This window comes from Martinezella rhizogenes (genome assembly GCF_027460065.1).
In the GTDB taxonomy this organism is placed as follows: Bacteria; Pseudomonadota; Alphaproteobacteria; order Rhizobiales; family Rhizobiaceae; genus Agrobacterium; species Agrobacterium rhizogenes_C.
Genome location: NZ_JAPYZZ010000014.1, coordinates 64,884 through 90,524 on the forward strand (window position 1 = coordinate 64,884; position 25,641 = coordinate 90,524).

Sequence of the window (25,641 nt, forward strand, 5' to 3'; positions counted from 1 at the left end):
GCTCTACATCAGGTGAGAGCCTTCTTCACCGCGGCCAGACCTCGGCGCAGGAATGGATCGGAATGGACGTAGAAGAACTGCACACCACGTTCGCGCCAGTGCGGGATCTCCTCCAGCGTCGCAAGGGTGCCGGCGATCTTTCCTGCAGCGCGTATTTTGTCCACGGCGACAACCACCTTGTCCATCACCACGTCAGGGCGCGGTTCACCGAATGGCGGGGCGGGCGGGTATCCCATATCCTGCGATAGATCGCCGGGGCCTATGAAAAAAACATCGATACCTTCGACCGTCAACATCTCCTCAAGAGCATCGATCGCGTCGACGGTTTCGATCATGGCGATGACCAGCCGCTTCTCATAGTCGGCGGGCAAGGCGTAACGCACCGCATCGACGATTGCCCGAGCCTCATCGGCATTGGCGACCATGGGAACCATGATCCCATCGGCGCCGGCATTGAGATAGCGGATAATGATCGGCCGTTCGTGCGAATGCGGACGCACGATTGCGGCGCCACCCGCCGAGCGCACCACCTGCCCGGTTGCCCGCACATCCTCGAAGCTCCAGGTGCCGTGTTCGCAATCAACGAAAACCGCGTCCGCGCCAAGCTCCACCAGCCGGGCGGAGAGACCCGAATGTGTATGGTGAGGCGTAAACATGCTGATGGCCTCACCCGCCGCAAGGCGGGCGCGCAGCTTTGCTCCATTCATGGAAATCTCTCCCTCAGTTGTTTTTCGGCATATCCGGCGTGTCGTCCGGCGCGCCCACCCAGCGGGCAATCTCGATATCTTCAGAGGTATCGCGCATACGGGTCGGGCAAATGTGCAGTTCGGGAATGACGGCGCTGCAGTTCAGGCTGGCGCAAAGCACGATTGCGCGGGCCACATCATGCGGGTCCATCATCACGGCGCGTTCTTCCTTCAGAGGCGGACGCGCACGGTTGTTCATGATCGGCGTGTCGGTCTCGCCCGGCAGGACTGTCGTCGCGCGGATTCCCTGATTGCGATAGGTATTGTGCAGGAAGGTCATGAAATTCTTCACGCCCGCCTTCGCCGCGCCATAGGCCACGCCTCCCAGAAGGTTGGGATTGAGAGCGGCAAGTGATGAGACGGTGATAATCGTCCCCCCACCTCTTTCAATCATGTCAGGCAGCACCGCTTGCGTCAGGTTGAACACCGCCGTCAGATTGACGTTGATGGTGGCGTTCCATTCCTCCTCGCTGATGAAGCGGGCATTGAGCACCTTGCTGGCGGAACCGGCATTGTTCACGAGGATATCGATGGGACCGACGGCCTCGCCGATCGACTTCACCGTATCGAATATCGCCTCGCGCGAGGCGATATCGAGCGTGCGGGCGATGGCCTTGCCCTTGTTTTTCTCGATCAGTTCCGCGACCTCCCGCAGCGGATCGAGACGGCGGCCTGTCAGAACGACTGTCGCGCCTTCTTTGGCAAGCAGGATGGCGGTTTCACGGCCGATGCCCGAGCCGGCCCCGGTTACCAGTGCAATCTTTCCAGTCAGCAGTCCCATGTCGTCTCCTATTCGGCTGCGGCAGCAATGGTGCCAGAATAGCCGAAGATTTCCTTCGCGGCCTTCGCGGTTACCAGCCCTTCGGAAATATCCTGCTCGATCAGTTCACGCGAGCGTTCGCTGGCCCTGCCCCAGCCGCCGCCGCCCGGTGTGTGTACTTCCAGACGCTCGCCCGTCTGAAGAACGACCTTGCCCTTCGGAAAATGCGGCTTGTCCTGCTTCATGACCTTGCCGGCCGATCCGCTCTGGCCTTCCACGACGCCGAAGCAGGGATGACGTACGCGCTCCGACGCCAGATAGATGTTCATCGCATTGCGGCCGAGATTGCGCAGGATAACGCGCTGGCCAAGACCGCCGCGATGTTTGCCCGCACCGCCGGAATCGGCGATCAGTTCCTTGCGTTCGGTCAGGACGGGAACGGCGACCTCGAACATTTCAACGGCCGTGACCTTGCAGTTGGACGGGAAGCTGAGCGTATCCAGCCCGTCGAATTCGGCGCGGGCGCCCTGCCCGCCGTGGAAATTCTGCACGGAGGCATATTGGCTTCCGTCATTGCGCTGGCCCACACAATTGGCCGCCCAGATCGGCGCGCCGCCGCTGTCGCCCAGCACCTTTTCCGGCACGATGCCTTCCAGCGCCTTGAATATCAGCGAGGGAATGACATGGCCTATCAGGTTGCGCGAATTGCCGGCCGTCCATTCCTGCGGATTGAGGATGCAGCCGAGCGGCGCCTCGTCGGTGATCGGGACGATGCAGCCTTCGTTATTCGGCGTTTCGGCATCGAGCAGGCATTTCAACGCGTAGACCGAATGGGCGTAACGATAGTTCGTGCGGCAGTTGATGGAGTGCAGGACCTGATCCGAAGTTCCGGTGTAATCCACATGGATGGAATCGTCCCGGACAATTACCGAAGCTTTCAGTTTGACGTCGACATCGTAACCATCGAGCAGGACTTCGGCGGAATAGGTGCCGTTCGGCCATTCGCGAATCGCCTTGCGGGTCTGCGCCTCGGAGCGGGTGTGAATGGCATCCGCCAGACCATCGACATCGTCCAGCCCGTATTCATCGAGAAATTTGACCAGTTCGCGGCCCATAACGTTATTGGCGGCGATCATCGATTCCAGATCGCCGCGCACTTCCGTGGGAAGGCGAACGGAGGCTGCGATGATATCGAACACATCCTCGTTCGGAACGCCGGCCTTGAGCAGCTTGACGATGGGGAAACGGATGCCTTCCGCGAAAATGTCGCTGGCTTCCGAATGCAGCGGCGTGCCACCAATATCGGGAAGATGGGCGATAGACCCCGCATAGGCGACGACCTTGCCATTCTTGAAGATCGGCGTGATCATCGTCACGTCAGGCAGATGGCCTGTTCCGATTTCGGGATCGTTGGTGGCCAGCACGTCGCCCTCTTCCATCATCCCGGCCGGAAACTTCGGCAGGAAATATTTCTGCGCCGCCGCCGGCAGGGAGGTGATGAAGACCGGAATAGACCAGGTGCATTGCGCCAGCGCCCTGCCCTTGCTGTCGAGAAGTACGGTGACGTAATCATGGTTCTCACGCACGATCGGCGAAAACGCCGTCTTGCCAAGCACGTTATCGGCCTGATCGGCGATGAAGATCAGACGGTTCCAGATGACCTGAAGGTTGATCGGATCGTTGAAATCGGTTGCGGGTTTCGACATCGGACTGTCCCTTAAAGAATATTGATCACGAGATTGCCGTGGGCATCGACGTGGAAGGCGCCGCTTGGCCCGACGACAGCCGTCGATTCACGCTGTTCAACGATGGCCGGCCCCTTGACCTCATGGCCTACCGGTAGCTTGTAGTGATCGTAGACCGAGGTTTCGACATAGCCGCTCGCCTCCTGGAAATAGACCTGACGGCTGCCCTTCCTGGCTTCGGCGACGACGGTTTCATGTGGCCTGGTGACCTGGTCCTTCTCGCCGCTGGCGCGCAGACGCCAGGTGATGACTTCCAGCGGTGCGGCTACAGTGCGGCCGAACAATTCGCGGTAGAGCTTGAAGAAACTGCTGCGCAATTCTTCGAGGAAAACTTCTTTCGGCAGGGTGCGGTCTGGAAGCACCACGGTGATCTCGTGTCCCTGCCCAACATGGCGCATATCCACGGTATAACGATTGTTGATCGTCTCCTTGGGAACGCCTGCCGCCGAGACGACTTCCGCGCCCTGAGCCGAAAGATCGTCAAGCAGACGGTTCATTGCATCGATGTCCCAGGCGTCTATCGCCATCGGATGGCTAGCAGAGAGATCGACGGCCACCGGGGCGATCAACAGGCCGATGGCGGAACTGACGCCGGCGCCGGTCGGGCAGATGATGCGCGAGATGCCGAGTTTGCGGGCAATGCCATAGGCATGCACCGGGCCGGCGCCACCGAAGGCCACCATCGGCAGCGAGCGCGGATCGACGCCGAGATCGGTCGCATGCATGGCGGCGGCCTTGCTCATGGATTCGTTGACGAGATCGTGGATGCCCCATGCACACCGCTCGACGGAGACATCGAGCGAGGCCGCCAGCTTGGACATCGCCGCATGGGCGGCATCCCAGGACACCTTGAAGGAGCCGCCGACGAAGGATTCCGTTCCCATGTAACCGAGCAGAATATCGGCGTCGGTCACCGTCGGTTCGGTTCCGCCCCGCTGGTAGGCAGCCGGCCCCGGCATGGCGCCTGCGGAATGCGGGCCGACATCGAGAAGCCCGAGCGGGTTCTTCGCCGCGATGGAACCGCCGCCGGCACCGATCTCGATCATCTGGATCGACTGGATTTTCAGCGGAAAACCGGATCCCTTGCGGAAGCGCTGGTAATGCGCGACTTCGAGATCAGTGCCGACATTCGGTTCGCCATTGGGGATGAGGCAGAGCTTGGCGGTGGTGCCGCCCATATCGAAGGAAAGCACGCTCGCTTCACCTGCGGTACGGCCGAATTCGGCAGCGGCGACGGCACCCGCGGCGGGGCCGGACTCGATCAGGCGGACGGGAAGTTCGGCGGCGCGGCGGCTCGGGACAAGACCGCCCGAGGAGGTCATCCAGAGCACCTGACGGTCGATGCCCTTTTCCGCGAATTCCCGTTGCAGATGAGCGACGTGGCCGGACATTTGCGGGCGGGTATAGGCATTGACCACGGTCGTTGAGGCGCGGTCGAATTCGCGCATTTCCGGGCAGACTTCGGAAGACAGCGACACGAAGATGTCAGGGTCTTCCTCGCGCAGGAGGGCGGCAACGCGCTGCTCATGCTGCGGATATTTGTAGGCATGCAGCAGGCAGACCGCCACCGATCGGATACCCTTTTGCTTCAGCCGCCCGGCAATCTCCCGGACGGTGTCTTCCTTCAGTTCCGTCATCACCTTGCCATCGGCAGCGATACGTTCTTCAGCGCCGAAACTGTTGGCGCGGGTGACGAGCGGATCGGGATATTTGATGTTGAGATCGTAGAGATCGTAACGTCCCTCGTTACGGATGCGCAGCATGTCCTGAAAGCCGTCAGTCGTGACGAAGCCGGTTTCGACACCCTTGCGCTCCAGAACGGCATTGGTGACGACGGTGGTTGCGCCGAGCACCTGCAGGTTTTCGATAGCGATCGCATCTGCATGCTTTTCGAGCAATTCAGACACGCCCTGAACGACGGCTTCGGCCGGGTTTTTCGGCGTGCTCAGCACTTTATGGAGGTGAAGTTCGCCGCTGTCGTCCAGAAGCGCGAAATCGGTAAAGGTACCGCCAGTATCGAAAGCCAGTTTTGCCATTGTTCCCTCGAGCGACATGCAGCCTCGCTGGCTGCCTTTGGACCCGCAGATCGGGTCCGTTCACTGAGAGAAAATTGAAGCCTTCAGCCGGCCTTTACCAACACAACCTCGGTCTGCCGCCATAGGGTTTGCTTATAGCGAATTCAGACGTTGCGAATGCCCGGATGATGCCCGCTCTTGAGCTTGCTGACGATTTCCAGAAGCACCGAACGCGCCGCCAATGCCGGCTCGGAAAGCGGCATATGGTCGGACACGCAAAGCGAAACCGTGGCGTCGATGACGGGGGTTGTGAGAGGATGCAGTTGCGCGCCGCTGAAGCTCGGGGTTTCCAGAACCACCGAGGCCGGAAGGATGGTCGAGCCGAGACCGTCCAATACCGCAGCCCCGAGGGCTGGCACGGATTCCAGCTCTGAAATGACCTCCGGCCGCGCCTTCGCCCGTGCGAGCCCTTCATCAATGAGCCGGCGAAGGAAATGCGCCTTGCTTGGCAGCAACATGGCGTGGCCGTCGAGCGCCGAGAGCGGAAGTGGCTGACCGGGTGCGGCCGGCAGCTCCATGTCCGCTGGCGAGACGAGGAACATCTCCTCCCGGAACAGCGGTTCCAGCGTCACGCCCTTGATCGGGTCGGAGGTGTAGATAAGCGCCATGTCCATCTTGCCGGTCATGATCAACTCGCTGAGGATATGGCCGAAACTGTCATTGATATGGACGGTAATGGCCGGAAACCGCGCCCTCATCTCCTTGATGAGCGGCAGGGAAAGCGCGCTGGAAGAGGAATAGGTGGCGAGCCCGATGGAGACCCGGCCGGAGACCGAAAGAGCAGAGCGGTCAATATCGGTCTGCGCCTGCTCGATCTGCTTCAGCATGATCTGCGCATGACGATAAAGGATCAGCCCGGCCTCGGTCGGTGTGATGCCTACATTGCTGCGCAACAGAAGCTGATGCTTGAAGTGTTGTTCCAGCGAGGCAATCTGCTGCGACAGCGCCGGCTGCGCCACGCGCAGAATTCCCGCGGCGCGCGAGACGCTGCCGGTATCGACGATCTTAACGAAGCTTTTGAGTTTTTTGAAATCGACGCTCATCGGTCCCCACTTTTTGGGGGAAATCCTAGCGCATCGATGCGGAAACAGAAATGGCTTTCTGTAAGGAGGATGCGTAATTTCAATGGGATAGAGTGTTTTTATATTTCTGTAGATGGTACACTACTTGGTAGTGAGGTCAGTGCATCGCATTTAGACGCGTGCTTTTGGCGGTGCCCGCGCCTCCCCTCATCCCTGTGCCTGTCACAGGGATCCAGCCAACCCAAGTCTTTGGGCTGAAAGGCCGTCCCTCGCCGCGCAGACGCGTATCGACTGGATTCCTGTGACAAGCACAGGAATGAGGTTGAGGGGATGCTCCGGGATGCGCAAAAAAAGCTGGTAACTCCTTCCACGCGCCCCGATCTGTCTCTTACCGCAACGCCGCCACCGCACGCTCGATGCGGTTGCAGGCATCCTCAAGCACCTCCATGGAGGTGGCGAAGGAAATGCGGAAATAGGGCGACAGCCCATAGGCCGCACCCTGAAGAGCAGCCACGCCGACGCTGTCAAGGAGATAGAGGACAAAGTCGAGATCGTTTTCGATCGGCTTGCCGTCCGCCGTCGTATTGCCGATCACACCGGCGCAACTCGGATAAAGGTAAAACGCCCCATCCGGGACCATGCAGGAGAGGCCGGGAATCGCGTTCAGGCGCGCACAGGCGTAGTCGCGCCGCTTTTTATAGACCGCAACGCTTTCCGTCACGAATGTCTGGTCGCCTGAAAGTGCATAAGCGGCGGCGGCCTGGCTGACGGAGGAAGGGCAGGATGACATCTGCGACTGCAATTTGTTGATGGCGGCGATGATTGCGGCAGGCCCTGCCCCGTAACCGATCCGCCATCCTGTCATGGCATAGGATTTGGAAACGCCATTGGTCAGCAGCACCCGGTCCTTAAGCTCCGGAACGACGGCGACCAGGGTCTTCATCGGTTCATTCCTGAACCAGACCTGATCGTAGATATCGTCGGACAGCACCATGACATGGGGATGGCGGAGCAGCACGGCCCCCAGAGCCTTCAGTTCCGCCTCGCTATAGGCCGCTCCCGTCGGGTTTGAAGGTGCATTGAGGATCAGCCACATCGTCTTCGGCGTGATCGCCGCTTCCAGCGCTTCGGCTGTCAGCTTGAATCCCGTCTCCTCGGGGCAGGCGACGATGACGGGCGTGCCGTCATTGGCGATGACCATATCGGGATAAGACACCCAGTAAGGAGCCGGGATGATCACCTCGGCACCATTCTCCACGCTGGCCATCAACGCCAGGAACAGGATCTGCTTGGCGCCGCCGCCGACGCAGATTTCATTATCGCCGTAGCTTATGCCGAGGCGCTTCTGGAAGTCGCCGATGATCGCCTTGCGAAGCGCAGGCGTGCCGTTGACCGAGGTATATTTGGTCTCGCCGCGATCGATGGCGGCGTGCGCTGCCGCCTTGACCGCCTCTGGCGTGTCGAAGTCCGGCTCGCCCACCGTCAGGTCGGCGATATCACGCCCGGCGGCCTTCAGTTCCCGCGCGCGGGCCGCTGCGGCCGTGCTCGGCGATACCTTTATTCTCGACACGCGTGATGCTGGCACGAAGGTGCTCATGGTCTTTCCTCGTCTGGATCGTAATGCTTTAAGCTTGTCAGTGCGCGGCTTCGAGTTCGCCGCGCATCTTTCCGGTCAGGAACAATTCGCCAAGTTCGTCATGGGTGATCTCTGCCGGCGTGCCATCCCAAATAACCTTGCCGAGACGGAGGATGACGGCGCGTTGCGCCACTTCCATGGCCTTTTTGGTGTTCTGCTCGACCAGCAGGATAGTCATGCCATTCGCATGCAGCCGCAGCAGTTCGTCGAACACGATGCCGATTGCGGCCGGCGACAGGCCGACGGAGGGCTCGTCCACCAGCAGCACCTTCGGCCGCTGCAGAACCGCCATTGCCACTTCGAGCAATTGCTGCTCGCCACCAGACATGTTGCCGGCGAGCGTCGAGCGCCGCGTCTTCAGGATCGGGAAAAGGTCATAGACATAATCGCGGTCCGCCTTCACCTTCGCATCTCGGATGGTATAGGCGGCCATCTGCAGGTTTTCATCGACCGTCATGACGGGGAAATTGCAGCGGCCCTGCGGCACGAAGGATATGCCCTCGCCCAGAATGGCGCGCGATGACAATCCGGCGATGTTCTTGCCGCGCCAGTCGATATCGCCTTCCTTGATGGTGGTCATGCCGTAGAGCGTCTTGAGCAGAGTGGATTTGCCCGCGCCGTTCGGCCCCATGAGGGCCACGAATTGCCCGGCAGGCACATCGAGATCGACACCGTTCAAGATATCGAGATTGCCGTAACCCGCGCGCAGGCCCTTGATGGAAAGATTGCTGTCAGCCGCCAAGATAGGCCTCCCTCACACGCTGGTCCTTGATGATGTCATGCGGCAGCCCCTCGACCAGTTTCGTTCCCTGATCGAGCACGACGACACGCTGGCAGATGCTGGTGACGACATCGATATTGTGTTCGATGACGAGGAAACTCACACCAAGCGATTTATTGGCATATTGGATCGTCTCCACCACCCGCTCGATGATCTTCGGATTGATACCTGCCATCGGTTCATCGAGCAGGATAAGCTTCGGTTCCGGCATCAACATCGAGGCGAACTGAATGAGTTTCTGCTGGCCTCCGGAAAGATTGCCGGCGGGCTGATGGCGAACATCCCATAACCCCGCCATCTTGATCAGCTCGCGCGCCCGCTCCCTCAGCCCCGCCACGCGGCGGCGCGACATGCCGCCGAGACCGAAGGTCGACAGCAGTGAGGGAAAGGTGAACATCTGGCCGGCGATGACGAGGTTCTCCTCGACATCCAGTGCCTTGAAGGTGACCGTCTTCTGGAACGATCGCAGCATGCGGCCCTCGCGGGCGATGCGGTTGAGCGACCAGCCGGTGATGTCCTGCCCGTCGAGGATCACCCTGCCGGTATCCGGCCGGGCAAGCCCGGTGCTGCAATCGAAGAAGGTGGATTTGCCGGAACCGTTAGGGCCGATCAGCCCGGCGATCTCGCCGCGATTGATGTGCATGCTGACATCGTTGACCGCCTTCACCGCGCCATAGGACTTGCTGAGGTTCTTTATCTCGAGGATGGGAAGATGCGCGGTCATTTCGAGCCTCCGATCGCGTTCCAGAAGCGATTGATCAAGGGAGCGAAACCCTTTTTGAACCAGAAGACTAGGACGAGAAGGCAGAAGCCGTAAGCGATCATCCGCACTTCCGGCGCGACGCGCAGCGCCTCTGTCAGTCCGACGAAGAGCAGGCTGCCGAACACGGTTCCCGAAATCATGCCGGCGCCGCCGCCAAGCACGATGATCAGCATCGTGGTTGAATAATACATCTGGAAGGTCAGCGGGCTGACCACCGTCAGATAATGGGCGTAAAGGGCCCCCCCTACTCCGGCGAAAACGGCACTCAGCATGAAAACGATCAGCTTGTATCGCCATGTCGGCACACCGAGGGATTCCGCCAGCGTTTCATTTTCGCGGATGGCGACCATGTTGCGGCCTGCCGGCGAGCGAACGATTGCCCATGCGGCAAGCGTGCCGAGTACACAGATCGCCAGCGCCAGATAATAAAAATTGGTCGTTCCGCTGACGGTGAAGGAAAGCGGGCCCAGTTCGAAATAGGGTTTGGGGATGCCCGACAGGCCCATGTCGCCACGGGTCAGCGAAATCCAGTTCTTGGCGATCGCCTGGCCGATGATGACGAAACCAAGCGTACACATGACGAAGGATGTGGAACGAAGACGCAGCGCCGGAATACCGAGCGGCAGGGCAATCGCGCCGGAGACAAGGCCGGCGGCAATGAGGTTCACGTAAAACGGCGTTTCATAGTGAACCGCCAGCAGCCCTGCCGTATAGGCACCTATGCCGAAGAACGCCGCCTGCGCCAGCGATAACAGACCGGTATAACCGACGAGCAGGTTGAGCCCATGCGCAGGCAGCATGAAGATGAGCGCGATGATGAGCGAATGGGTGACGTAACGCGTGCCTATGAAGGGCGCGGCAAGTGCCAAGACGATCAGGACGGCGGCGAGCGGAATGCGCAGATCGCGGCGGCGTGCCTGGGGAACGGTGTCTGTGAGAGACATGTCTAGTCCTCAAAATTCGAGAAAATTCGGCGGGCGCGGCTTCTAGAAGCGCGCCTGCGTCGAAAACAGGCCATGCGGACGCCACATCAGCATCAGGATCAGCGTCGCGAAACCCACAGTGTCGCGGAACTGCAGCCCGACATAGGTGGCGACGAGGCTTTCGGCGATGCCGAGGATCATGGCCGCAAAAAAGGTGCCGCGCACATTTCCAAGACCGCCCATGATGATGATCGGCAAGGTCTTGAAGGTGATGAGTTCACCCATGCCGCCATAGACGCTGACATTGACCGGGGCGGTGAGAACGCCGGAAAGGGCTGCGAGCGCGGCTCCGAGAATGAATGTCCTCAACACCACCTGCGACACATCGATACCGACCACGCCGCAGCATTCGACATTCTGCGAGACCGCCCGCATCGCCATGCCGAGACGGCTATAGGTGACCATCAGCTCAAGGCCGACGAAGACGATAAGACACACGGCAAGAATGATGATGCGCTGCTGCGCCAGCGTGAAACCGAAGATGGAAATCGGCTCGATATAACCACCGGCGAAGAACTTGTAGCCGCCGCCAAAGACAAAAATCACCGTATTCTGCAGGATCAGCGCGATGCCGAGGGTGGCGAGAACGCCGGACTCCGCCGGCGCCCCCACCATTCTGCGCATCACGAGCTGGCCGACCACATAGGCGACCACCACGGTGGAAAGCACGCCGACGACGATCGAGGCCTCATAGGAAAGGCCGAGATAGTCGATGGCGAACCACGCCCCGAAGGTTCCGAGCATGTAATATTCGCCATGAGCGAAGTTGATGGCTCTCAGCACCCCGAAAATCATGGTCATGCCGACGGCGACGATCGCGTAGACGGAACCGGTAACGATCCCGTTTACGACTTGCTCGAGAATTGTCGAGAACATGGCTGTACCCCTCCCGGTCCATCAGTTCGCAGGGTACTGGATTTCCGCCGTATATGCGCCCTTTATGCTGGGCTTGCCGTTCTCGATCTGGAGAAGGATCATCGGAAGACGGGCCTGATTGTGATCGTCGAAGGTCACTTCGCCGACCGGGCTCTTGTACTTGATCTTCGAGAGTGCCTCGCGCACCGCATTGCGATCGGCGCTTCCGGCTTCCTTGATCGCCTGGGCGAGCAGGTTGACGGTATCCCAGTGCACATAGGCGTGATTGTTCGGCGCTTCCTTGTAGGTGGCGGTGAACTTCTCGACGAAGGCCTTGCTGGCCGGACTATCGAATTGCGGCAGCCATGCGGCGGCCTCGACGGCGCCTTCCATGGCTTTCGGTGCGGCCGTAATCGTCTTTTCGGTGTTGAATTCACCATTGCCGATCAGCACGACCTTGCCGGCCAGTCCGAGTTCCAGCATCTGGCGGGCGACGATCGGCGTGGTATCGGCCAGACCATACATGATGATCGCCTGCGCGCCGTTATCGCGGATCTTGGCCAGCACGCTGCGGAAATCCACCTCGCCTTCCTTGTAATAATCCTCGCTGAGGATCTCGCCCTTGAAGTCGGGCAGATATTTCTTGGTGAAGGTGATGGCGGAGCGGCCGTAGTCGCTATCGACCGACAGGACGGCAAACTTGGTGAACCCCCGCTGTTCAGCGGCGTATTTCGCCACGACCAGCGCGCGGTTCTCATCCGTCGGATAATTGCGGAAGGTCCATTTGAAACCGCCGACACCTGCCTGATAGGTGATCTTCGGGTTGGAGGAAGCGGCGTTCAGAAGAAGGACTTCTGCATCTTCTGCGACAGGCTGCATGGCGAGGGTCACGGAACTGGAAACATCACCGATAACGAAATCCACCTCGTCCTGATCGATCAGACGGCGGGTGGCCGAAACGCCTTCAACCGGCGTGCCCTGGCTATCGGCATTGAAAAGTTCGATCTGCTGACCGTTGATACCGCCGACGGCATTGATATCCTTCACGGCCAGTTCGGCACCATGCATGGAGAAAGCGCCGTAGCGCGCATTCGGGCCGCTCATCGGCGCCACGAGGCCGAGCCTTATCGTATCTGCCGCATAAGCGGAAACGGACATGGCCGGTGACAGGCTGAGGATCGGAGCGACCGCTGCGGAAACCAGTAGAAGTCTGCGAGTAATGCCGTTTTTCATGTTCCCACTCCTTTTCGGATTTTTCGGTTCCGGTTTTAACCGGCGAGCTTTTGCCGCTTTTGCGGTTCTTGTCGATTAACCCAAGGCTAATCGTTCAGGCAGAGTAGGTTCATCCCCGGAGGTTTTGCCAACACAAGTCCTTTCTGCCGCTATAGCGTTTCCTTATGCCGCCAGCCGTTTCTCCGTTCCAGGCACCATTTTTGTTTTGGCAACCGACGAAGAATTCGCCGTCGGCGTGGTGCCTGCCCGGCCCTGAACTTCTCCTGTTACCCGTGCGATCTAGCCTCCCCCATCACTTCCAGCTTCTGGTCAGACCGGTGTTGCGCGTGTCTAAAAAATAATGAGCTTTTCTAAAAAATATAATATTTTCAGTGATTAAGAAAATTTTTCACATGATTTCTTACGCATGAAATTATCTCTTTATAACTAATGTATAACCAGATTATACAATTTTGTTGACTCATCTCTTGAGCCGTGCAAGTTTTCATCGTCGACATGAATGGATTGGGCCCGCGCAGTTTTCGGGCAGGAGGTTTCGATGAAGAGCGGCAAGGACGGCTTATACGACGATATCAAGAACCAGATTCTGACGATGGAACTCGATCCCGATCAGGATCTGGACGAAGTCAGCCTGGGCTTGCGCTACGGCCTCTCCCGCACGCCGGTCAGGGAAATTTTCCGCCGGCTCGAAGGCGAAGGTTATATCGACATTCGGGCAAATCGCGGAGCGCGCGTTATTCCGATGAACCACCAGACGCTTCGGCACTTCTTTCTGGTCGCTCCGATGATCTACGCCGCGATCGGCCGCCTCGCCGTGCAGAACTTCCGGCCGAAACAGCTTGGCGAACTGAAGGACACGCAGGAGCGATTCCGCGCGGCAAGCATGTTGGGCGACGCTCCGTCCATGGTCGTGGAAAATAATCATTTCCATGCCCTGATCGGAGACATGTCCGGAAATGTCTATCTGCAGGCGAGCCTTGGCCGCCTTCTGATCGATCACGCCCGCATCGGTCACACATTCTACCGACCACGCAATGACGACATGCGCCAGCGCCTGAACCTCGCCGTCGAACATCATGACGGCTTCATCGCCGCAATCCAGTCGCACAACGAGGACGCCGTCGTCGATCTGGTTTTCGAACATTGGGAATTGTCGCGCGAGAACATGGAGATGTTCATTGCACCCCAGGGAATGAAGGCGGATGCCCTCGTCGAGGTGCCCGACTCAGCGATGGAGAAATCGTCTTGAAATTCGAAGGTATATACACGCCGGCGATCACACCGCTCGGTCATGACGGAGAGATCGACCGCGACGCCTTCGCAGCTGTCCTCGAGTCGCTGATAGAAGCACGGGTGCACGGCATCATCATCGGTGGGTCGACGGGCGAATATTACGCGCAGACGGCCCAGGAGCGCTTCGATCTGGCAGCCTACGCCAGACAAGTGATCGGTACGCGGCTGCCGCTTATCGTCGGAACCGGTGCCACCCGCACAGAAGATTCCATTGAATATGCCAAGGCGGCCAGGGAAATCGGTGCTGACGCCATTCTCGTTTCCTCTCCGCCCTACGCGCTGCCGACCGAGCGTGAAAATGCCGTCCACGCGCTTGCGGTCGACCGCGCCGCGAACCTTCCGATCATGCTCTACAACTACCCTGCCCGCATGGGTGTGGTGATGGGGGAGGAATATTTCTCCCGCGTCGGCAAATCGAAGAATGTCGTCGCCATCAAGGAAAGCTCCGGCGACATGGGCAATCTGCATCTGCTCGCCCGCAAGTTCCCGCAGATTGCGCTGTCCTGCGGCTGGGATGACCAGGCGTTGGAATTCTTCGCCTGGGGCGCGAAAAGCTGGGTCTGTGCGGGCTCGAATTTCCTGCCGCGCGAGCATGTGGCGCTCTACGAAGCCTGCGTCGTCGAAAAGAACTTCGACAAGGGACGCGCGATCATGACCGCAATGCTGCCGCTGATGGATTTTCTCGAATGCGGAAAATTCGTCCAATCCATCAAGCATGGATGCGAAATCATCGGGCTTCGGGCCGGATCTGTCCGGGCTCCTCTTCGCCCCCTCAATTCCGATGAAAAACGAACTCTCCAGACTGTCGTTACCACGTTGAAGCGAACAGTCGCTCAGATTGCGTCGGGAGCCAATCATGCATGAACCTTTGACCGCCGCCGAATACAAGGCGATTGCCTCAGACCTTCAGTTCCCGGCCAATGCCTTCATTGACGGGGCTTTCCGGCCAGCCGGTTCCGGCAAGACCTTCAGGACGATCAATCCCGCCACCGGCGAAACGCTCGCCGATATTTCGGCCTGCGACGGGAGTGACGTGGACTATGCGGTCGGCAAAGCCAGGGCGGCATTCGACGACGGCCGCTGGCGCCTGTTGCCACCTGGCGAACGCAAGGCCATTTTGCTCACATTCGCAAAACTACTTGAGCAGCATCGCCACGAACTTGCCGTCATGGAAAGCCTGGACAGCGGCAAGCCGGTTTCGGAATGCCAGACCGTCGACATTCCAGACACGATCCACACCATCCGCTGGCATGCGGAACTCATAGACAAGTTGTATGACAATACCGCACCGGTGGGATCGAACGCCCTTGCGCTCGTGGTGCGCGAGCCGGTCGGCGTCATCGGCTGCGTGCTGCCATGGAACTTCCCTTTGCTGATGCTGGCCTGGAAGATCGGCCCGGCGCTCGCCTCGGGATGTTCGGTGATCGTCAAACCCGCCGAGGAGACAACGCTGACGACCCTGCGCGTCGCCGAACTGGCACATGAAGCCGGTATTCCGGCTGGTGTCTTCAACGTCGTTCCGGGCGGCGGCAAGGAGGTCGGCGAGCCGATCGGCATGCATATGGATGTCGATATGGTGGCATTTACCGGATCGACGCCGACGGGACGGCGGTTCCTGCGATATGCGGCCGACTCCAACCTCAAGCGCATCGTCCTTGAATGCGGCGGCAAAAATCCGGCGGTGGTGCTGGATGATGCGGAAGACCTCGACCTCGTCGCCGAGCAGGTGGTCAACGGCGCATTCTGGAACATGGGCGAAAACTGCTCGGCCTCGTCCAGGCTCATCGTCCACGCAAAGATCAAGGAAGACCTGCTGCAGCGGATCGGCGCTTATATGCGGGAATGGAGGATGGGCGATCCTCTCGATCCGCAAAACCGCGTCGGCGCGCTCGTCAGCAAGGCCCATTTCGATAAGGTCCACGCCTTCCTCGAGGACGTGAAGGCCGAAAATCTTGTCATCGTTCACGGTGGCAAGACCGAGAAGGGAATCTTCATCGAACCCACAGTCGTCGATGCGGTGTCCCCTGCAAGCCGTCTTTTCCGGGAAGAGATTTTCGGCCCGATCCTGTCGGTGACGACCTTCAACACGTTGGCCGAGGCGGTAGCGCTCGCCAATGACACGAATTACGGCCTTGCCGCATCCGTCTACACCGGAAGCCTTCGCAAGGCGATCAAGCTGTCGCGCGAAATCCGGGCGGGTGTCGTCACCGTCAATTGCTTCGGCGAAGGCGACGCAACGACGCCGTTTGGCGGCTACAAGGAATCCGGTTTCGGCGGACGCGACAAATCGATCTTCGCGCACGATAATTATTGCGAACTCAAAACGATCTGGATCGACGTCTCCGATCGTTCGGTGGACGAGACGGTCAGATGACGACCCTGTCCGTCAGGCGTTTGCCGGTCGAAAATGGTATCTCGGGCTGGGAAGCGATCAGCAGGCGTTCGAAACCGGTTCGACGCCTCGAGGGCGATGTGACAGCGGACTGGTTGATTATCGGCGCGGGCTTTGCGGGTCTTTCCGCCGCCCGCCGCCTCACCCAGCTTCATCCCGGCGAGACGATTGTCGTTCTTGATGCGAGCGAGGTCGGCAAAGGCACATCGGGGCGCAACTCCGGTTTCATGATCGACGTTCCCCACAACCTCGCCTCCAGTGAATATTCGAGCGGCGCGATCGACGCCACACGACTGGAAATGCAACAGAACCGCTCGGCGATAGCCTTTGCCGCGGCAGCGGCCGAAGACTATGGGATGTCGCGCCAGACGTTCGATCCGGCCGGAAAGATCAATGCCGCGGCAACCCGGCGCGGCATGGCACTGAACCAGAACTTCGCCGCATCTCTCAAGAACGCCGGCGAGCAACACACTCTCCTCGATGCCGCACAGATGCGCGCCCTGACCGGTTCTGACTATTATCTAGGCGGGCTCTATACACCCGGCGCAGTTCTCATTCAGCCGGCGGATTACATCCGCGAATTCGCCGCGGGTCTGTCGCCCAAAGTGGATATATTCGAGAATTCACCCGTCACGGCACTCAGGCGCGAAAACCGTGCCTGGAAAGCCACGACGCCCTCGGGCAGCGTCACCGCCCCGAAAGTCATTCTGGGGGTCAACGGCCATGTTGACGACTTCGGTCATTTTCGCGGGCGGCTGATCCATATCTTCGCTTACGCATCCATGACGGCACCATTTGCCGCAAAAGATTTCGGCAGCAGTGTTTCCGGACAGGACAAGTGGGCGCTGCTTCCCGCCGATGCGATGGGAGCAACCGTCCGGAAGATCACGTCCGGCGACCAGTCGCGTATCGCGATCCGGACAAGATATACATATGAGACGACGCTCGACCTGACGAAGCTCCAACTTTCGAAGATGGTACGGGCGCATCGCCGCTCGCTCGACGACCGCTTTCCCGGTCTTGAGGGCATACCTTTCGAACACAGCTGGTCAGGACGTATTTGCCTGAGCCTCAACCATGTCCCCGCCTTCGGCGAGATCGAGGAGGGGCTTTTTTCCGCCTGCTGCGAGAATGGACTTGGCACGGTAAAAAGCACCCTTGCCGGCATGATGGCGGCAGAGCTGGCGACCGGGACCACCTCCCGGCATCTCGAACAATACATGGATCACCCCGCGCCGTCCCGCCTCCCGCCGGAACCATTGGCATGGCTCGGAATAAATTCGGTGATCCGTTTGCAGGAATTGCGTGCAGGCCGCGAGGGATGAACCCTCCTACGCAATGTGAGGGCTGAGCCAAGCACGAAGCCTTCGAGAAGAATGGGAACAAGAACTAGGAGACTGACAATGAAGACTATATGGAAGGTGCTTTGTGCGGCCGCGATGGTCGGCATGACGGTATTCTCCGCCAAAGCGGAGGAAAAGACGATTACGGTGGGTACGATGTCCTGGGAGGATCTCACGCCCATCACCGGGATCACCAAGAAAGTACTGGAGGATTCCGGTTACGCTGTGAAAGTCGTGTCGTTCTCGGAATGGGGTATTGCCTATGCCGCACTCTCCAAGGGCGACATCCAGCTTCTCGCCTCGCAGACCGATTACGTCGCTCAGGACTACTGGGACAAGAACAAGCGACGTCTGGAAAAGATCTCGCCGGTGTCGCATGGCCTCTACCAGGCGATCGCAGTTCCGAAATACGTGACGATCGACTCGATTGATCAGTTGAACGACAACGCCGACAAGTTCGGCGGAAAGATCATCGGGATCGAGCCAGGTTCGGGCCTGATGCGCGATGCCGGCAATGCCGTCAAGGATTACGGTCTGAAGCTTCAGCTCGTCGAAGGCAGCACGGCCGCGATGACGGCCGCCCTTAAATCGGCAATCGACCGCAAGGAATGGGTCGCCGTGACGGTCTGGGAACCGTCCTGGATGATGCAGCGATACGACGTCAAGTTCCTCAAGGATCCGAAGGGCGTTTTCCCGCCGCCACAGAGCTACTACTGGATCGGCCAGAAAGGTTTCTCCGCACAATACCCGCATGCACGTGAGGTCATCGCCAGCGTTTACGTGCCGCTTGCCGATATCACCGCGATCAATGGTGCGGTCAATGACGGCAAGACAATGGACCAGGCGGTCAAGGAATGGACCGACACCCATGCCGATCTGCTGAAGCGCTGGGAGAATATCAAAGGCGAATAACCCTCAAGCGTGCGGGTCGCCGGAGGTGATCCGCACGTCGCGTCCAGAATTTGAAGGCCAGCCTTGAGCAGGTCCGTGGGGAACACAATGAATACGATATTGAGTGATTCCAACGAAGTGTTGGTCGACTGCCAGAACGTCTGGAAGATTTTTGGCGCGCGCGCTTCGACCGCCGTGAAGGCGGTGGCCAAAGGTGGATTGTCAAAGAAGCAGGTGCTGGAGGATTTCGACTGCGTCGTCGGCGTATGCGACGCCAGCCTTCAGGTTCATCGTGGCGAAATCTTCTGCATCATGGGGCTTTCCGGCAGCGGCAAATCGACCTTGATCCGTCTCCTCAATCGCCTCATCGAGCCGAGCCTCGGAAAAATCACGGTGAAGGGCAAGGACATCGCCAGACTGAATGCTGCCGAATTGCGCGAGCTGCGCGCCCGCAACATCGCCATGGTGTTTCAGAGCGTGGCGCTGCTGCCTTACCGAACGGTGCTTGAAAACGCCGGTTTCAGTCTCGAGGTTCGAGGCGTAGCGAAAGACGAGCGCAACCACATAGCACGCGCGGCGCTTGAAAAGGTGGGCCTTGCCGACTGGACGTCGCGGTATCCCCACGAATTGTCAGGAGGCATGCAACAGCGCGTCGGACTTGCCCGCGCCCTGGCTGCCGACCCGGAAATCATTCTCATGGACGAGCCGTTCAGCGCGCTCGACCCTCTTATTCGTCGGCAGCTCCAGGACGAATTTCGGCAATTGACGAAGTCGCTCGGCAAGTCCGCCGTCTTCATCACCCATGACCTCGAGGAAGCGATCCGCATCGGCGACCGCATCGCCATCATGAAGGACGGCGTTATCGTGCAGGTGGGAACCGCCGAGGAGATCGTCACGAAACCCGCAGACGATTACGTCTCCGATTTCGTAGCGGGTATCTCCAGAATTCATCTGGTGAAGGCGCATACGGTCATGCAGCCGGTTGCCGAATTCGCGGCCTCGCAGCCCAAGTGCGATATCGGCACGCTGCTCAGGGCGTCACCACAGGACGATATCGGCGCGCTGATCGATCTGACGATGCAGTCTGACCACGACGCCGTCGCGGTGGTCGAAAAAGACCTCGTCATCGGCATCGTCACCACCCGCGACCTTCTTCGCGGCGTGGCGGGAACAGCGGAAGAAGAATCCGTGGCGGCATAGTTGGAGCCTCAAGATGGATACCTCAATCATCACGGACCGTTTCGATACCTGGACGGAGGATGCGCTTGGCTGGATCGGCGACAATGGCGAAGGGCTGTTCGATTTCATCAGCCGGCTGCTTGAGGGCAGCTATGGTGGCATCCTGTGGCTGCTCCAGCTTGCCCCGCCCGTCGTCATCGCACTCATCGCAGCCCTGCTCGGCTGGCGGCTGATCAACCTGGCGGCCGGCATTCTCGCCGGCGTCGCGCTGCTTTTCTGCGCGACCATGGGGCTGTGGGCCGAAACCATGAGCACCCTGGCGCTTGTCACGACGGCAACGATCCTCGCTCTGCTGGTCGGCATTCCGCTCGGCATTCTCGCGGGATTTGCCAGATCGCTCGACCGGGTACTCGAACCCGTGCTCGATCTGATCCAGACCATGCCGCCTTACATCTATCTCCTGCCTGCGATCGCCCTCCTGGGCTACGGACCGGCGACGGCGCTCATCGCCACCTTCATCGTCGCCATGCCGCCTGCGATCCGGCTGACCTCGCTCGGTATCCGCATGACGCCGGGGGAATTCATCGAACTGGGTCACGCAAGCGGACTGACGCCCTGGCAGATGTTCATGAAGATCAGGCTGCCGTTCGCTATACCCAGCGTCATGGCTGGCATCAACCAGAGCCTGATGATGGCTTTCGGCATGGTCGTCATCGCGGGTATCGTCGGTTCCGGCGGCCTCGGCGAAACGATCTACGGGGCGGTACGCACGCTGGATATCGCCACCTCCATCAATGCTGCGATCGCAATCGTCATTCTGACCATGGTGCTGGACAGGCTCACACAAAGCGCGGCCAGTCGCGCCAAGGCAGGTGCAAGATGAACTTCGATTTCTTGAGATTTTCTCCGGGCACCTATCTCGCACCCGCCGTGGACTGGCTGAATACCAATTTCCACCCGTTTTTCGCCGCTGTAACCAACCTCATCGAGAGCGTTCTCGGTACGATCGAAGCCGTGCTGCTCTATCCGCCCACTTTTGCCCTGATTGCGATCGCGACGTTGCTCGCCTTTTTCGCCATCAATCTCAAGGCGGCAATCGTAACGATGCTTGCGCTTGCCTTCTGCTTTTTCGCCGGCCTGTGGACACAATCCATGCAAACCCTGGCGCTGGTCACGGTGGCCGTCATCATTTCGGTGTCGATCGCCTTTCCGCTCGGCATCCTGGCGTCCCGCAATAAACGTTTCGAGACAGCCCTCCGCCCCCTGCTCGACATCATGCAGACCGTACCGCCATGGGTCTATCTCATCCCGGCGGTCATGATCTTCAGCCTGGGCCGCGTGCCCGCGATCATCGCCACGATCGTCTACGGCGTGCCACCCATGCTGCGCCTCACCACACTCGCCTTCAATCAGGTACCGAAGGACCTGCTCGAACTTGGACAGGCGAGCGGCGCCTCGCCCCGTGCGATCCTCCTAAAGATCGAAATCCCCTCTGCCACGCCAACACTTCTGGTCGGCCTCAACCAGTGCATCCTGCTGTCGCTGGCCATGGTCGTTCTTGCCGGCCTTGTCGGTGCCGGTGGACTTGGCGCTGAAGTCACGCGCGGATTGACGCGCATGGAAATGGGGCCGGGCCTAAGAGCCGGACTGGCCATCGTCGCCATCGCCATTCTCCTCGACCGGCTTTCCCGAGGCGCGCTGCAAGGTCGCCGGGCATCAGGCGGAGAGGAAGCCCGGCATTAGGGAGAGACGCACACATGCGCCATAGCTTCTTCTGCATCGATGCCCACACCTGCGGAAATCCCGTTCGTCTCGTTGCCGGGGGCGGTCCGCTGTTGCCGCATCTTCCGATATCCGAGCGTCGCGACCTCTTTGTCCGCAACCATGACTGGGTACGGCAGGCATTGATGTTCGAACCCCGTGGACACGACATCATGTCAGGCGCGATCATCTATCCGGCATACCGCGACGACTGTGATTTCGCCGTGATCTTTATCGAGGTCAGCGGATGCCTGCCCATGTGCGGCGCCGGCACGATCGGCCTTGTTACGGCGGCGATCGAGGAGGGTCTGGTGACCCCGAGGATTCCCGAAAGGCTCTCGATCGAAACGCCAGCGGGAAAAGTCGATATTCAGTACGACAAACCCGGCGAGTTCGTCGAATCCGTCCGCATGTTCAACGTCGCCAGTTACCTTCATGCAGCCGATGTGGAGGTGGATGTGCCCGGCCTCGGCAAACTCGTCGTCGATATCGCCTATGGCGGCAACTATTACGCGGTGATCGAGCCGCAAGCCGGCTGGCCCGGTCTCGACGGCATGACAGCCGGGGATATCGTCGATCTCAGCCAGAAACTGCGCGACGCGCTTGGCGCCATTTGCGATCCGGTTCATCCTGACGACGAACGGATACCGGGCGTTCATCACGCCATCTGGTGTGACAGTCCGGTTTCCGCCGAGGCGGATGGACGCGGCGCGGTGTTCTACGGCGACAAGGCCATTGACCGTTCGCCGGGCGGCACGGGCACGTCGGCTCGCATGGCGCAATTGCACGGCAAGGGCCGCCTGAAAGCCGGCGAAACATTCCGTCAGGAAAGCCTGGTCGGCACGATCTTCGAAGGCAAGGTCGAAGAAGAGACAACGATCGGCAGCTTCAGTGGCATCAGGCCCAGCATCGGCGGCTGGGCGCGGATCATCGGACACAACACGATATTCGTTGACGATCGTGACCCGCTAGCCCACGGATTTCAGGTCAGATAGGGAGTGTTCATCAGGTCCCGGCAAGGTCGCTCAGGCTGAGCAGCTAGTGCTTAAGGACACGCGCAAGGAAGGAGCGGGCCCGCTCGTTCTTTGGATCGTCGAAGAATTCGTCAGGCTTTCCGACTTCCAGGATAGCGCCCTGGTCAATATAGACGATCCGGTCTGCCACCTCCCGGGCGAAACCCATTTCATGGGTCACGATCATCATGGTCATGCCGTCGGCGGCAAGCTCGCGCATGACATCCAGAACCTCGCCGATCATTTCCGGATCGAGAGCGGAGGTGGGCTCGTCAAACAGCATCAGGTGGGGTTCCATCGCCAGAGATCGGGCAATCGCCACGCGCTGCTGCTGGCCACCGGAGAGCTGGCCGGGATATTTATGCGCGTGCGCCTTGAGGCCGACACGATCCAGTAACTTCAGCGCCGTCGTCTCGGCCTCATCCTTTGATTTTCCGCGAACGCGCATCGGGGCGATCGTGATGTTCTCGGTGACGGTCTTGTGCGGGAACAGGTTAAACTGCTGGAACACCATGCCGACGCCTTTACGGATCGCGGCAAGTTCCTTCTCTCCGCCGAGACGCCGGTCCTCCTCGACGGGCATTTGAAACCCGTCGACCACGAGGCTGCCGTCCTGATACATTTCCAGCCCGTTGACGCAGCGGATCAACGTGGATTTGCCGGAGCCGCTCGCTCCGATCACGACGACGACCTCGCCGCGGGCGACGGTCAGCTCGATGCCTTTCAGGACATGGTGCGCCCCGTAGAACTTGTTGAGGTTTTTCATTTCAACGATTGAGCTCATGAAAGCTGCTCCTGGATTGCGTCGATCAGCGGCTGCTGCGTGCCAGATGCGCTTCGAGCTTGCGGGCGACGAAGGTGATCATGGAGCCGACGAGGAAGTAGGTGAGGAAAAGGAAGGAATAGACCTCATAGGTCCGGTCGCCATATTCCGGATTGGCGAGGATCATCTGGCCTGCGCGCAGGAAATCGGTAAGGCCGATGATGAAGACAAGCGGTGCGGTGTTGAAGATGTCGAGCACGTTGCCGACCAGCGGCGGCACGACCACGCGGATCGCCTGCGGCAGGACGATCGACCTGTTGATGTCGAACTCGCTCATGCCGAGCGAGCGCGCCGCTTCGGTCTGGCCGCGCGCCACGGCCTGCAGTCCACTGCGCACATATTCGGCGACGTAGGCGGAGTAGAAGATCGTGAAACCGATCATGCCGCGCACCACATCCGCCAGGTTCAGCTGCGGCGTCATCACCGGCATGAGAATCCATATCCAATAGACGACCATGATCAGCGGTACGGAGCGCATCACCTCGATATAAGCCGTGCAGATCCACCGGACGCTGGAGAAGCGACTGCGCCGGCCAAAGGCAAGCAGGATACCGATGGGCAGCGAGAGGATCGCCGTGACGATAGTGAGCAGGATGCTCAAAAGCAGGCCGCCCCAAACGCCGGCGCCGGGCGGCGACATCACCGCGAAGACGGCGATGAGGCCGATAAAGGTCACCGGCACCAGCCCCCTGCGCAAAAGCGGAATCCGGGAGGTCAGCATCCAGGCGCATGCAAAGAGTGCCACCGTCGCCGTGAGGAACGTCAGGTTCGTCACATCGGTAATGCCGGTAGCGACAATCAATACCGCAAGCACGGCGACGAGGAAGCCAGCGTGTCGCGCCTTGAAGGTAAAGACACATCCGAGTGCCGACCCGACAAGGCTCGCGATAATGGCGATGGCAATCCATGTCCTCCAGGCTTGATCGACCGGGAAGATACCTATCATCAGAACGCGAAGGCTTGCCGGGATGATGTCCCATCGCGCCGTCGTCAGTGCCCACGCAACCGCCTCATAGGCAAGCCAGAGCACGCCCGGAATGACGATGATGGACAGCAGTACATCGAACGGCTTTGCGAACAGGTTGTGCCGCGACCATTTCAGGGGTTTGGCGATCATCGCAGGGCTCCGCGCTTGGTCAGGCGCCGATCAGCCCAGCTCACCGCCGCACTGATGACCCAACTGAGGATCAGATAGGATACCATGACGATGACGATGCCCTCCAGGCTGTGGCCCGTCTGGTTCGCGATGGTTCCGTAGATGTTGAACAGATCGGGATAACCGATGGCGATACCCAGCGCCGTGTTCTTCGCAAGGCTGATGTATTGATTGCCGAAGGACGGCAGCACGACGCGGAAAACCTGCGGAAGAATGATGTCGCGAACGGTGTCGCGGTGGCTCAGCCCCACGGCGGCAGCGGCCTCCCACTGCCCTTTCGGCAGGGCATCGATGGCGCCGCGCACGATCTCTGCGATGTAGGATGCGCTGTTAAAAATGATGGCGAGGAGGAGAGCCGCCATTTCGGGGCTCATGCTCGTGCCACCGCGCGCCTGGAATTTCGAGACGACGGGAAAATCGAAGCCCACGAGACCGGTCACGAACATCACGACGCAGAGAACGACGATAACGCCGGCGCAGATCCAGCGGGCAGTCTTGTGGCGATCGAAAATCAGCCCCAGGAGCGCAACACAGAACGCGGTCGCAACGCCGATGCCAAGCATCGAATCCTCTCCCTGCCAGGTAGGCATTGGGAAATAAAGGCCCTGCTGGCTGATCACCACACCATAGAACTTCGCGGCCGAGGCAATCGGCGGAAAATGGAGAACGACGGCGAAATACCAGAAGACGATCTGGATGAGGAGCGGGGTGTTACGGACCAGCTCGACACACCAGAATGACAGATTGCGCACGACCCAGTTGGTCGAGAGCCGACCGACGCCCAGCAACGTTCCGAGCACGGTGCTGAGGAGAATGCCGAGAACGGCAACCTTGATGGTGTTCACGATGCCTGTGACGAAAGCCTGCGCAATCGAAAGGCTGGATGTGAAGCTGCCGAGGCTTGGCCAGGTGTCCCCGCCAAGAAGGAGTGTCTTGCCCTCGCTGATATCGAAGCCGGCCGCATCCCACAGAAATGAAAAGCTGAACCGGATGCCGTGCCGTGCCAACCCCTCCTTGACGGCAAGGGCGAAAAGCACGACCAGAGCGACCGCAACTGCAATGATCGCCAGTTGCGTGGCGTGATACCTCATTCGATTGCGCCGGCGGCGCAAGAGCAGCCGTTCGCCATCGACCGTTGCATTGGTCGTTAGATCACTAGTCATATCGGAGTCCCGGTCGGCTGCGAGAAGC

At 59.7% G+C, this 25,641-nt stretch carries 23 protein-coding genes; 9 read left to right on the forward strand and 14 right to left on the reverse strand.

Annotation, left to right across the window (positions count from 1 at the left end; genetic code table 11):
- Positions 1-8: 8 nt before the first annotated feature.
- The 11 genes from O8B93_RS19835 to O8B93_RS19885 form a co-directional block, all read right to left on the reverse strand.
- A complete protein-coding gene (locus O8B93_RS19835) occupies positions 9-707 on the reverse strand; it encodes an HpcH/HpaI aldolase family protein (protein ID WP_269711616.1) in 699 nt (232 codons plus the stop codon).
- A gap of 13 nt (positions 708-720) precedes the next feature.
- Positions 721-1,527: an SDR family oxidoreductase gene (locus tag O8B93_RS19840; protein WP_269711617.1), complete on the reverse strand. Its 807-nt coding sequence runs from the start codon at positions 1,525-1,527 to the stop codon at positions 721-723.
- Between the two features lie 8 nt (positions 1,528-1,535).
- On the reverse strand, positions 1,536-3,212 hold the full coding sequence (locus O8B93_RS19845) for a hydantoinase B/oxoprolinase family protein (protein ID WP_269711618.1): 1,677 nt from the start codon (positions 3,210-3,212) through the stop codon (positions 1,536-1,538).
- An 11-nt stretch (positions 3,213-3,223) separates the two neighbouring features.
- Positions 3,224-5,287, reverse strand: coding sequence for a hydantoinase/oxoprolinase family protein (locus O8B93_RS19850; protein WP_269711619.1), 2,064 nt, complete (start codon positions 5,285-5,287; stop codon positions 3,224-3,226).
- A gap of 143 nt (positions 5,288-5,430) precedes the next feature.
- Positions 5,431-6,369: a nitrogen assimilation transcriptional regulator NAC gene (gene nac / locus O8B93_RS19855; protein ID WP_269711620.1), complete on the reverse strand. Its 939-nt coding sequence runs from the start codon at positions 6,367-6,369 to the stop codon at positions 5,431-5,433.
- Positions 6,370-6,736: 367 nt separating this feature from the next.
- A complete protein-coding gene (locus tag O8B93_RS19860; protein ID WP_269711621.1) occupies positions 6,737-7,945 on the reverse strand; it encodes an aspartate transaminase in 1,209 nt (402 codons plus the stop codon).
- 37 nt (positions 7,946-7,982) lie between these two features.
- Positions 7,983-8,726 (reverse strand): branched-chain amino acid ABC transporter ATP-binding protein, encoded by a 744-nt coding sequence (locus O8B93_RS19865; protein WP_269711622.1) that lies wholly within the window; start codon positions 8,724-8,726, stop codon positions 7,983-7,985.
- Positions 8,716-9,489 carry an ABC transporter ATP-binding protein gene (locus tag O8B93_RS19870; protein WP_269711623.1) on the reverse strand — a complete coding sequence of 258 codons (774 nt, stop codon included), beginning with the start codon at positions 9,487-9,489 and terminating at the stop codon, positions 8,716-8,718. Before O8B93_RS19870 ends, O8B93_RS19865 begins: the two co-directional genes overlap by 11 nt.
- A complete protein-coding gene (locus O8B93_RS19875; protein ID WP_269711624.1) occupies positions 9,486-10,472 on the reverse strand; it encodes a branched-chain amino acid ABC transporter permease in 987 nt (328 codons plus the stop codon). Before O8B93_RS19875 ends, O8B93_RS19870 begins: the two co-directional genes overlap by 4 nt.
- A 42-nt stretch (positions 10,473-10,514) precedes the next feature.
- Positions 10,515-11,387: a branched-chain amino acid ABC transporter permease gene (locus O8B93_RS19880; RefSeq protein ID WP_269711625.1), complete on the reverse strand. Its 873-nt coding sequence runs from the start codon at positions 11,385-11,387 to the stop codon at positions 10,515-10,517.
- Between the two features lie 21 nt (positions 11,388-11,408).
- Entirely contained in the window at positions 11,409-12,599 is a 1,191-nt protein-coding gene (locus tag O8B93_RS19885; protein WP_269711626.1) for an ABC transporter substrate-binding protein, read from the reverse strand.
- A 538-nt stretch (positions 12,600-13,137) separates the two neighbouring features.
- On the opposite strand from O8B93_RS19885, the gene O8B93_RS19890 reads away from it, so the two are divergent.
- The 9 genes from O8B93_RS19890 to O8B93_RS19930 all read left to right on the forward strand — a co-directional run bounded on the left by O8B93_RS19890 (position 13,138) and on the right by O8B93_RS19930 (position 22,453).
- The gene (locus tag O8B93_RS19890) at positions 13,138-13,848 is read left to right on the forward strand and encodes a GntR family transcriptional regulator (RefSeq protein ID WP_269711627.1); all 711 of its coding nucleotides are present in this window, start codon (positions 13,138-13,140) and stop codon (positions 13,846-13,848) included.
- Positions 13,845-14,756: a dihydrodipicolinate synthase family protein gene (locus O8B93_RS19895; RefSeq protein WP_269711628.1), complete on the forward strand. Its 912-nt coding sequence runs from the start codon at positions 13,845-13,847 to the stop codon at positions 14,754-14,756. Before O8B93_RS19890 ends, O8B93_RS19895 begins: the two co-directional genes overlap by 4 nt.
- Positions 14,749-16,266, forward strand: coding sequence for an aldehyde dehydrogenase (locus O8B93_RS19900; RefSeq protein ID WP_269711629.1), 1,518 nt, complete (start codon positions 14,749-14,751; stop codon positions 16,264-16,266). Before O8B93_RS19895 ends, O8B93_RS19900 begins: the two co-directional genes overlap by 8 nt.
- Positions 16,263-17,609, forward strand: a complete 1,347-nt coding sequence (locus O8B93_RS19905; protein WP_269711630.1) for an NAD(P)/FAD-dependent oxidoreductase — start codon at positions 16,263-16,265, stop codon at positions 17,607-17,609. The genes O8B93_RS19900 and O8B93_RS19905 overlap by 4 nt, the downstream gene beginning before the upstream one ends.
- 78 nt (positions 17,610-17,687) lie before the next feature.
- Positions 17,688-18,539 (forward strand): glycine betaine ABC transporter substrate-binding protein, encoded by an 852-nt coding sequence (locus tag O8B93_RS19910; RefSeq protein ID WP_269711631.1) that lies wholly within the window; start codon positions 17,688-17,690, stop codon positions 18,537-18,539.
- Positions 18,540-18,626: 87 nt separating this feature from the next.
- Positions 18,627-19,718, forward strand: coding sequence for a quaternary amine ABC transporter ATP-binding protein (locus tag O8B93_RS19915; RefSeq protein WP_269711632.1), 1,092 nt, complete (start codon positions 18,627-18,629; stop codon positions 19,716-19,718).
- Positions 19,719-19,731: 13 nt separating this feature from the next.
- Positions 19,732-20,580 carry an ABC transporter permease gene (locus O8B93_RS19920; protein WP_269711633.1) on the forward strand — a complete coding sequence of 283 codons (849 nt, stop codon included), beginning with the start codon at positions 19,732-19,734 and terminating at the stop codon, positions 20,578-20,580.
- Positions 20,577-21,440 carry an ABC transporter permease gene (locus O8B93_RS19925; protein ID WP_269711634.1) on the forward strand — a complete coding sequence of 288 codons (864 nt, stop codon included), beginning with the start codon at positions 20,577-20,579 and terminating at the stop codon, positions 21,438-21,440. Before O8B93_RS19920 ends, O8B93_RS19925 begins: the two co-directional genes overlap by 4 nt.
- Before the next feature lie 14 nt (positions 21,441-21,454).
- Positions 21,455-22,453, forward strand: a complete 999-nt coding sequence (locus O8B93_RS19930) for a 4-hydroxyproline epimerase (RefSeq protein ID WP_269711635.1) — start codon at positions 21,455-21,457, stop codon at positions 22,451-22,453.
- A gap of 43 nt (positions 22,454-22,496) precedes the next feature.
- Here O8B93_RS19930 and O8B93_RS19935 read toward each other — a convergent pair whose 3' ends face one another.
- Genes O8B93_RS19935 through O8B93_RS19945 form a run of 3 tightly spaced genes read right to left on the reverse strand, consistent with a single transcriptional unit; the run spans position 22,497 to position 25,613 of the window.
- Positions 22,497-23,255 carry an amino acid ABC transporter ATP-binding protein gene (locus O8B93_RS19935; RefSeq protein ID WP_269711636.1) on the reverse strand — a complete coding sequence of 253 codons (759 nt, stop codon included), beginning with the start codon at positions 23,253-23,255 and terminating at the stop codon, positions 22,497-22,499.
- 25 nt (positions 23,256-23,280) lie between these two features.
- On the reverse strand, positions 23,281-24,411 hold the full coding sequence (locus tag O8B93_RS19940) for an amino acid ABC transporter permease (RefSeq protein ID WP_269711637.1): 1,131 nt from the start codon (positions 24,409-24,411) through the stop codon (positions 23,281-23,283).
- Positions 24,408-25,613: an ABC transporter permease subunit gene (locus tag O8B93_RS19945; protein WP_269711638.1), complete on the reverse strand. Its 1,206-nt coding sequence runs from the start codon at positions 25,611-25,613 to the stop codon at positions 24,408-24,410. Before O8B93_RS19945 ends, O8B93_RS19940 begins: the two co-directional genes overlap by 4 nt.
- Positions 25,614-25,641: the final 28 nt, after the last annotated feature.

Coding starts and splice junctions, on each gene's coding strand:
- O8B93_RS19835 (WP_269711616.1), bottom strand. CDS start 707: ATGAATGGAGCAAAGCTGCGCGCCCGCCTTGCGGCGGGTGAGGCCATC.
- O8B93_RS19925 (WP_269711634.1), top strand. CDS start 20,577: ATGAACTTCGATTTCTTGAGATTTTCTCCGGGCACCTATCTCGCACCC.
- O8B93_RS19930 (WP_269711635.1), top strand. CDS start 21,455: ATGCGCCATAGCTTCTTCTGCATCGATGCCCACACCTGCGGAAATCCC.
- O8B93_RS19920 (WP_269711633.1), top strand. CDS start 19,732: ATGGATACCTCAATCATCACGGACCGTTTCGATACCTGGACGGAGGAT.
- O8B93_RS19945 (WP_269711638.1), bottom strand. CDS start 25,613: ATGACTAGTGATCTAACGACCAATGCAACGGTCGATGGCGAACGGCTG.
- O8B93_RS19940 (WP_269711637.1), bottom strand. CDS start 24,411: ATGATCGCCAAACCCCTGAAATGGTCGCGGCACAACCTGTTCGCAAAG.
- O8B93_RS19875 (WP_269711624.1), bottom strand. CDS start 10,472: ATGTCTCTCACAGACACCGTTCCCCAGGCACGCCGCCGCGATCTGCGC.
- O8B93_RS19890 (WP_269711627.1), top strand. CDS start 13,138: ATGAAGAGCGGCAAGGACGGCTTATACGACGATATCAAGAACCAGATT.
- nac (WP_269711620.1), bottom strand. CDS start 6,369: ATGAGCGTCGATTTCAAAAAACTCAAAAGCTTCGTTAAGATCGTCGAT.
- O8B93_RS19910 (WP_269711631.1), top strand. CDS start 17,688: ATGAAGACTATATGGAAGGTGCTTTGTGCGGCCGCGATGGTCGGCATG.
- O8B93_RS19905 (WP_269711630.1), top strand. CDS start 16,263: ATGACGACCCTGTCCGTCAGGCGTTTGCCGGTCGAAAATGGTATCTCG.
- O8B93_RS19880 (WP_269711625.1), bottom strand. CDS start 11,387: ATGTTCTCGACAATTCTCGAGCAAGTCGTAAACGGGATCGTTACCGGT.
- O8B93_RS19915 (WP_269711632.1), top strand. CDS start 18,627: ATGAATACGATATTGAGTGATTCCAACGAAGTGTTGGTCGACTGCCAG.
- O8B93_RS19845 (WP_269711618.1), bottom strand. CDS start 3,212: ATGTCGAAACCCGCAACCGATTTCAACGATCCGATCAACCTTCAGGTC.
- O8B93_RS19900 (WP_269711629.1), top strand. CDS start 14,749: ATGCATGAACCTTTGACCGCCGCCGAATACAAGGCGATTGCCTCAGAC.
- O8B93_RS19870 (WP_269711623.1), bottom strand. CDS start 9,489: ATGACCGCGCATCTTCCCATCCTCGAGATAAAGAACCTCAGCAAGTCC.
- O8B93_RS19935 (WP_269711636.1), bottom strand. CDS start 23,255: ATGAGCTCAATCGTTGAAATGAAAAACCTCAACAAGTTCTACGGGGCG.
- O8B93_RS19885 (WP_269711626.1), bottom strand. CDS start 12,599: ATGAAAAACGGCATTACTCGCAGACTTCTACTGGTTTCCGCAGCGGTC.
- O8B93_RS19850 (WP_269711619.1), bottom strand. CDS start 5,287: ATGGCAAAACTGGCTTTCGATACTGGCGGTACCTTTACCGATTTCGCG.
- O8B93_RS19860 (WP_269711621.1), bottom strand. CDS start 7,945: ATGAGCACCTTCGTGCCAGCATCACGCGTGTCGAGAATAAAGGTATCG.
- O8B93_RS19840 (WP_269711617.1), bottom strand. CDS start 1,527: ATGGGACTGCTGACTGGAAAGATTGCACTGGTAACCGGGGCCGGCTCG.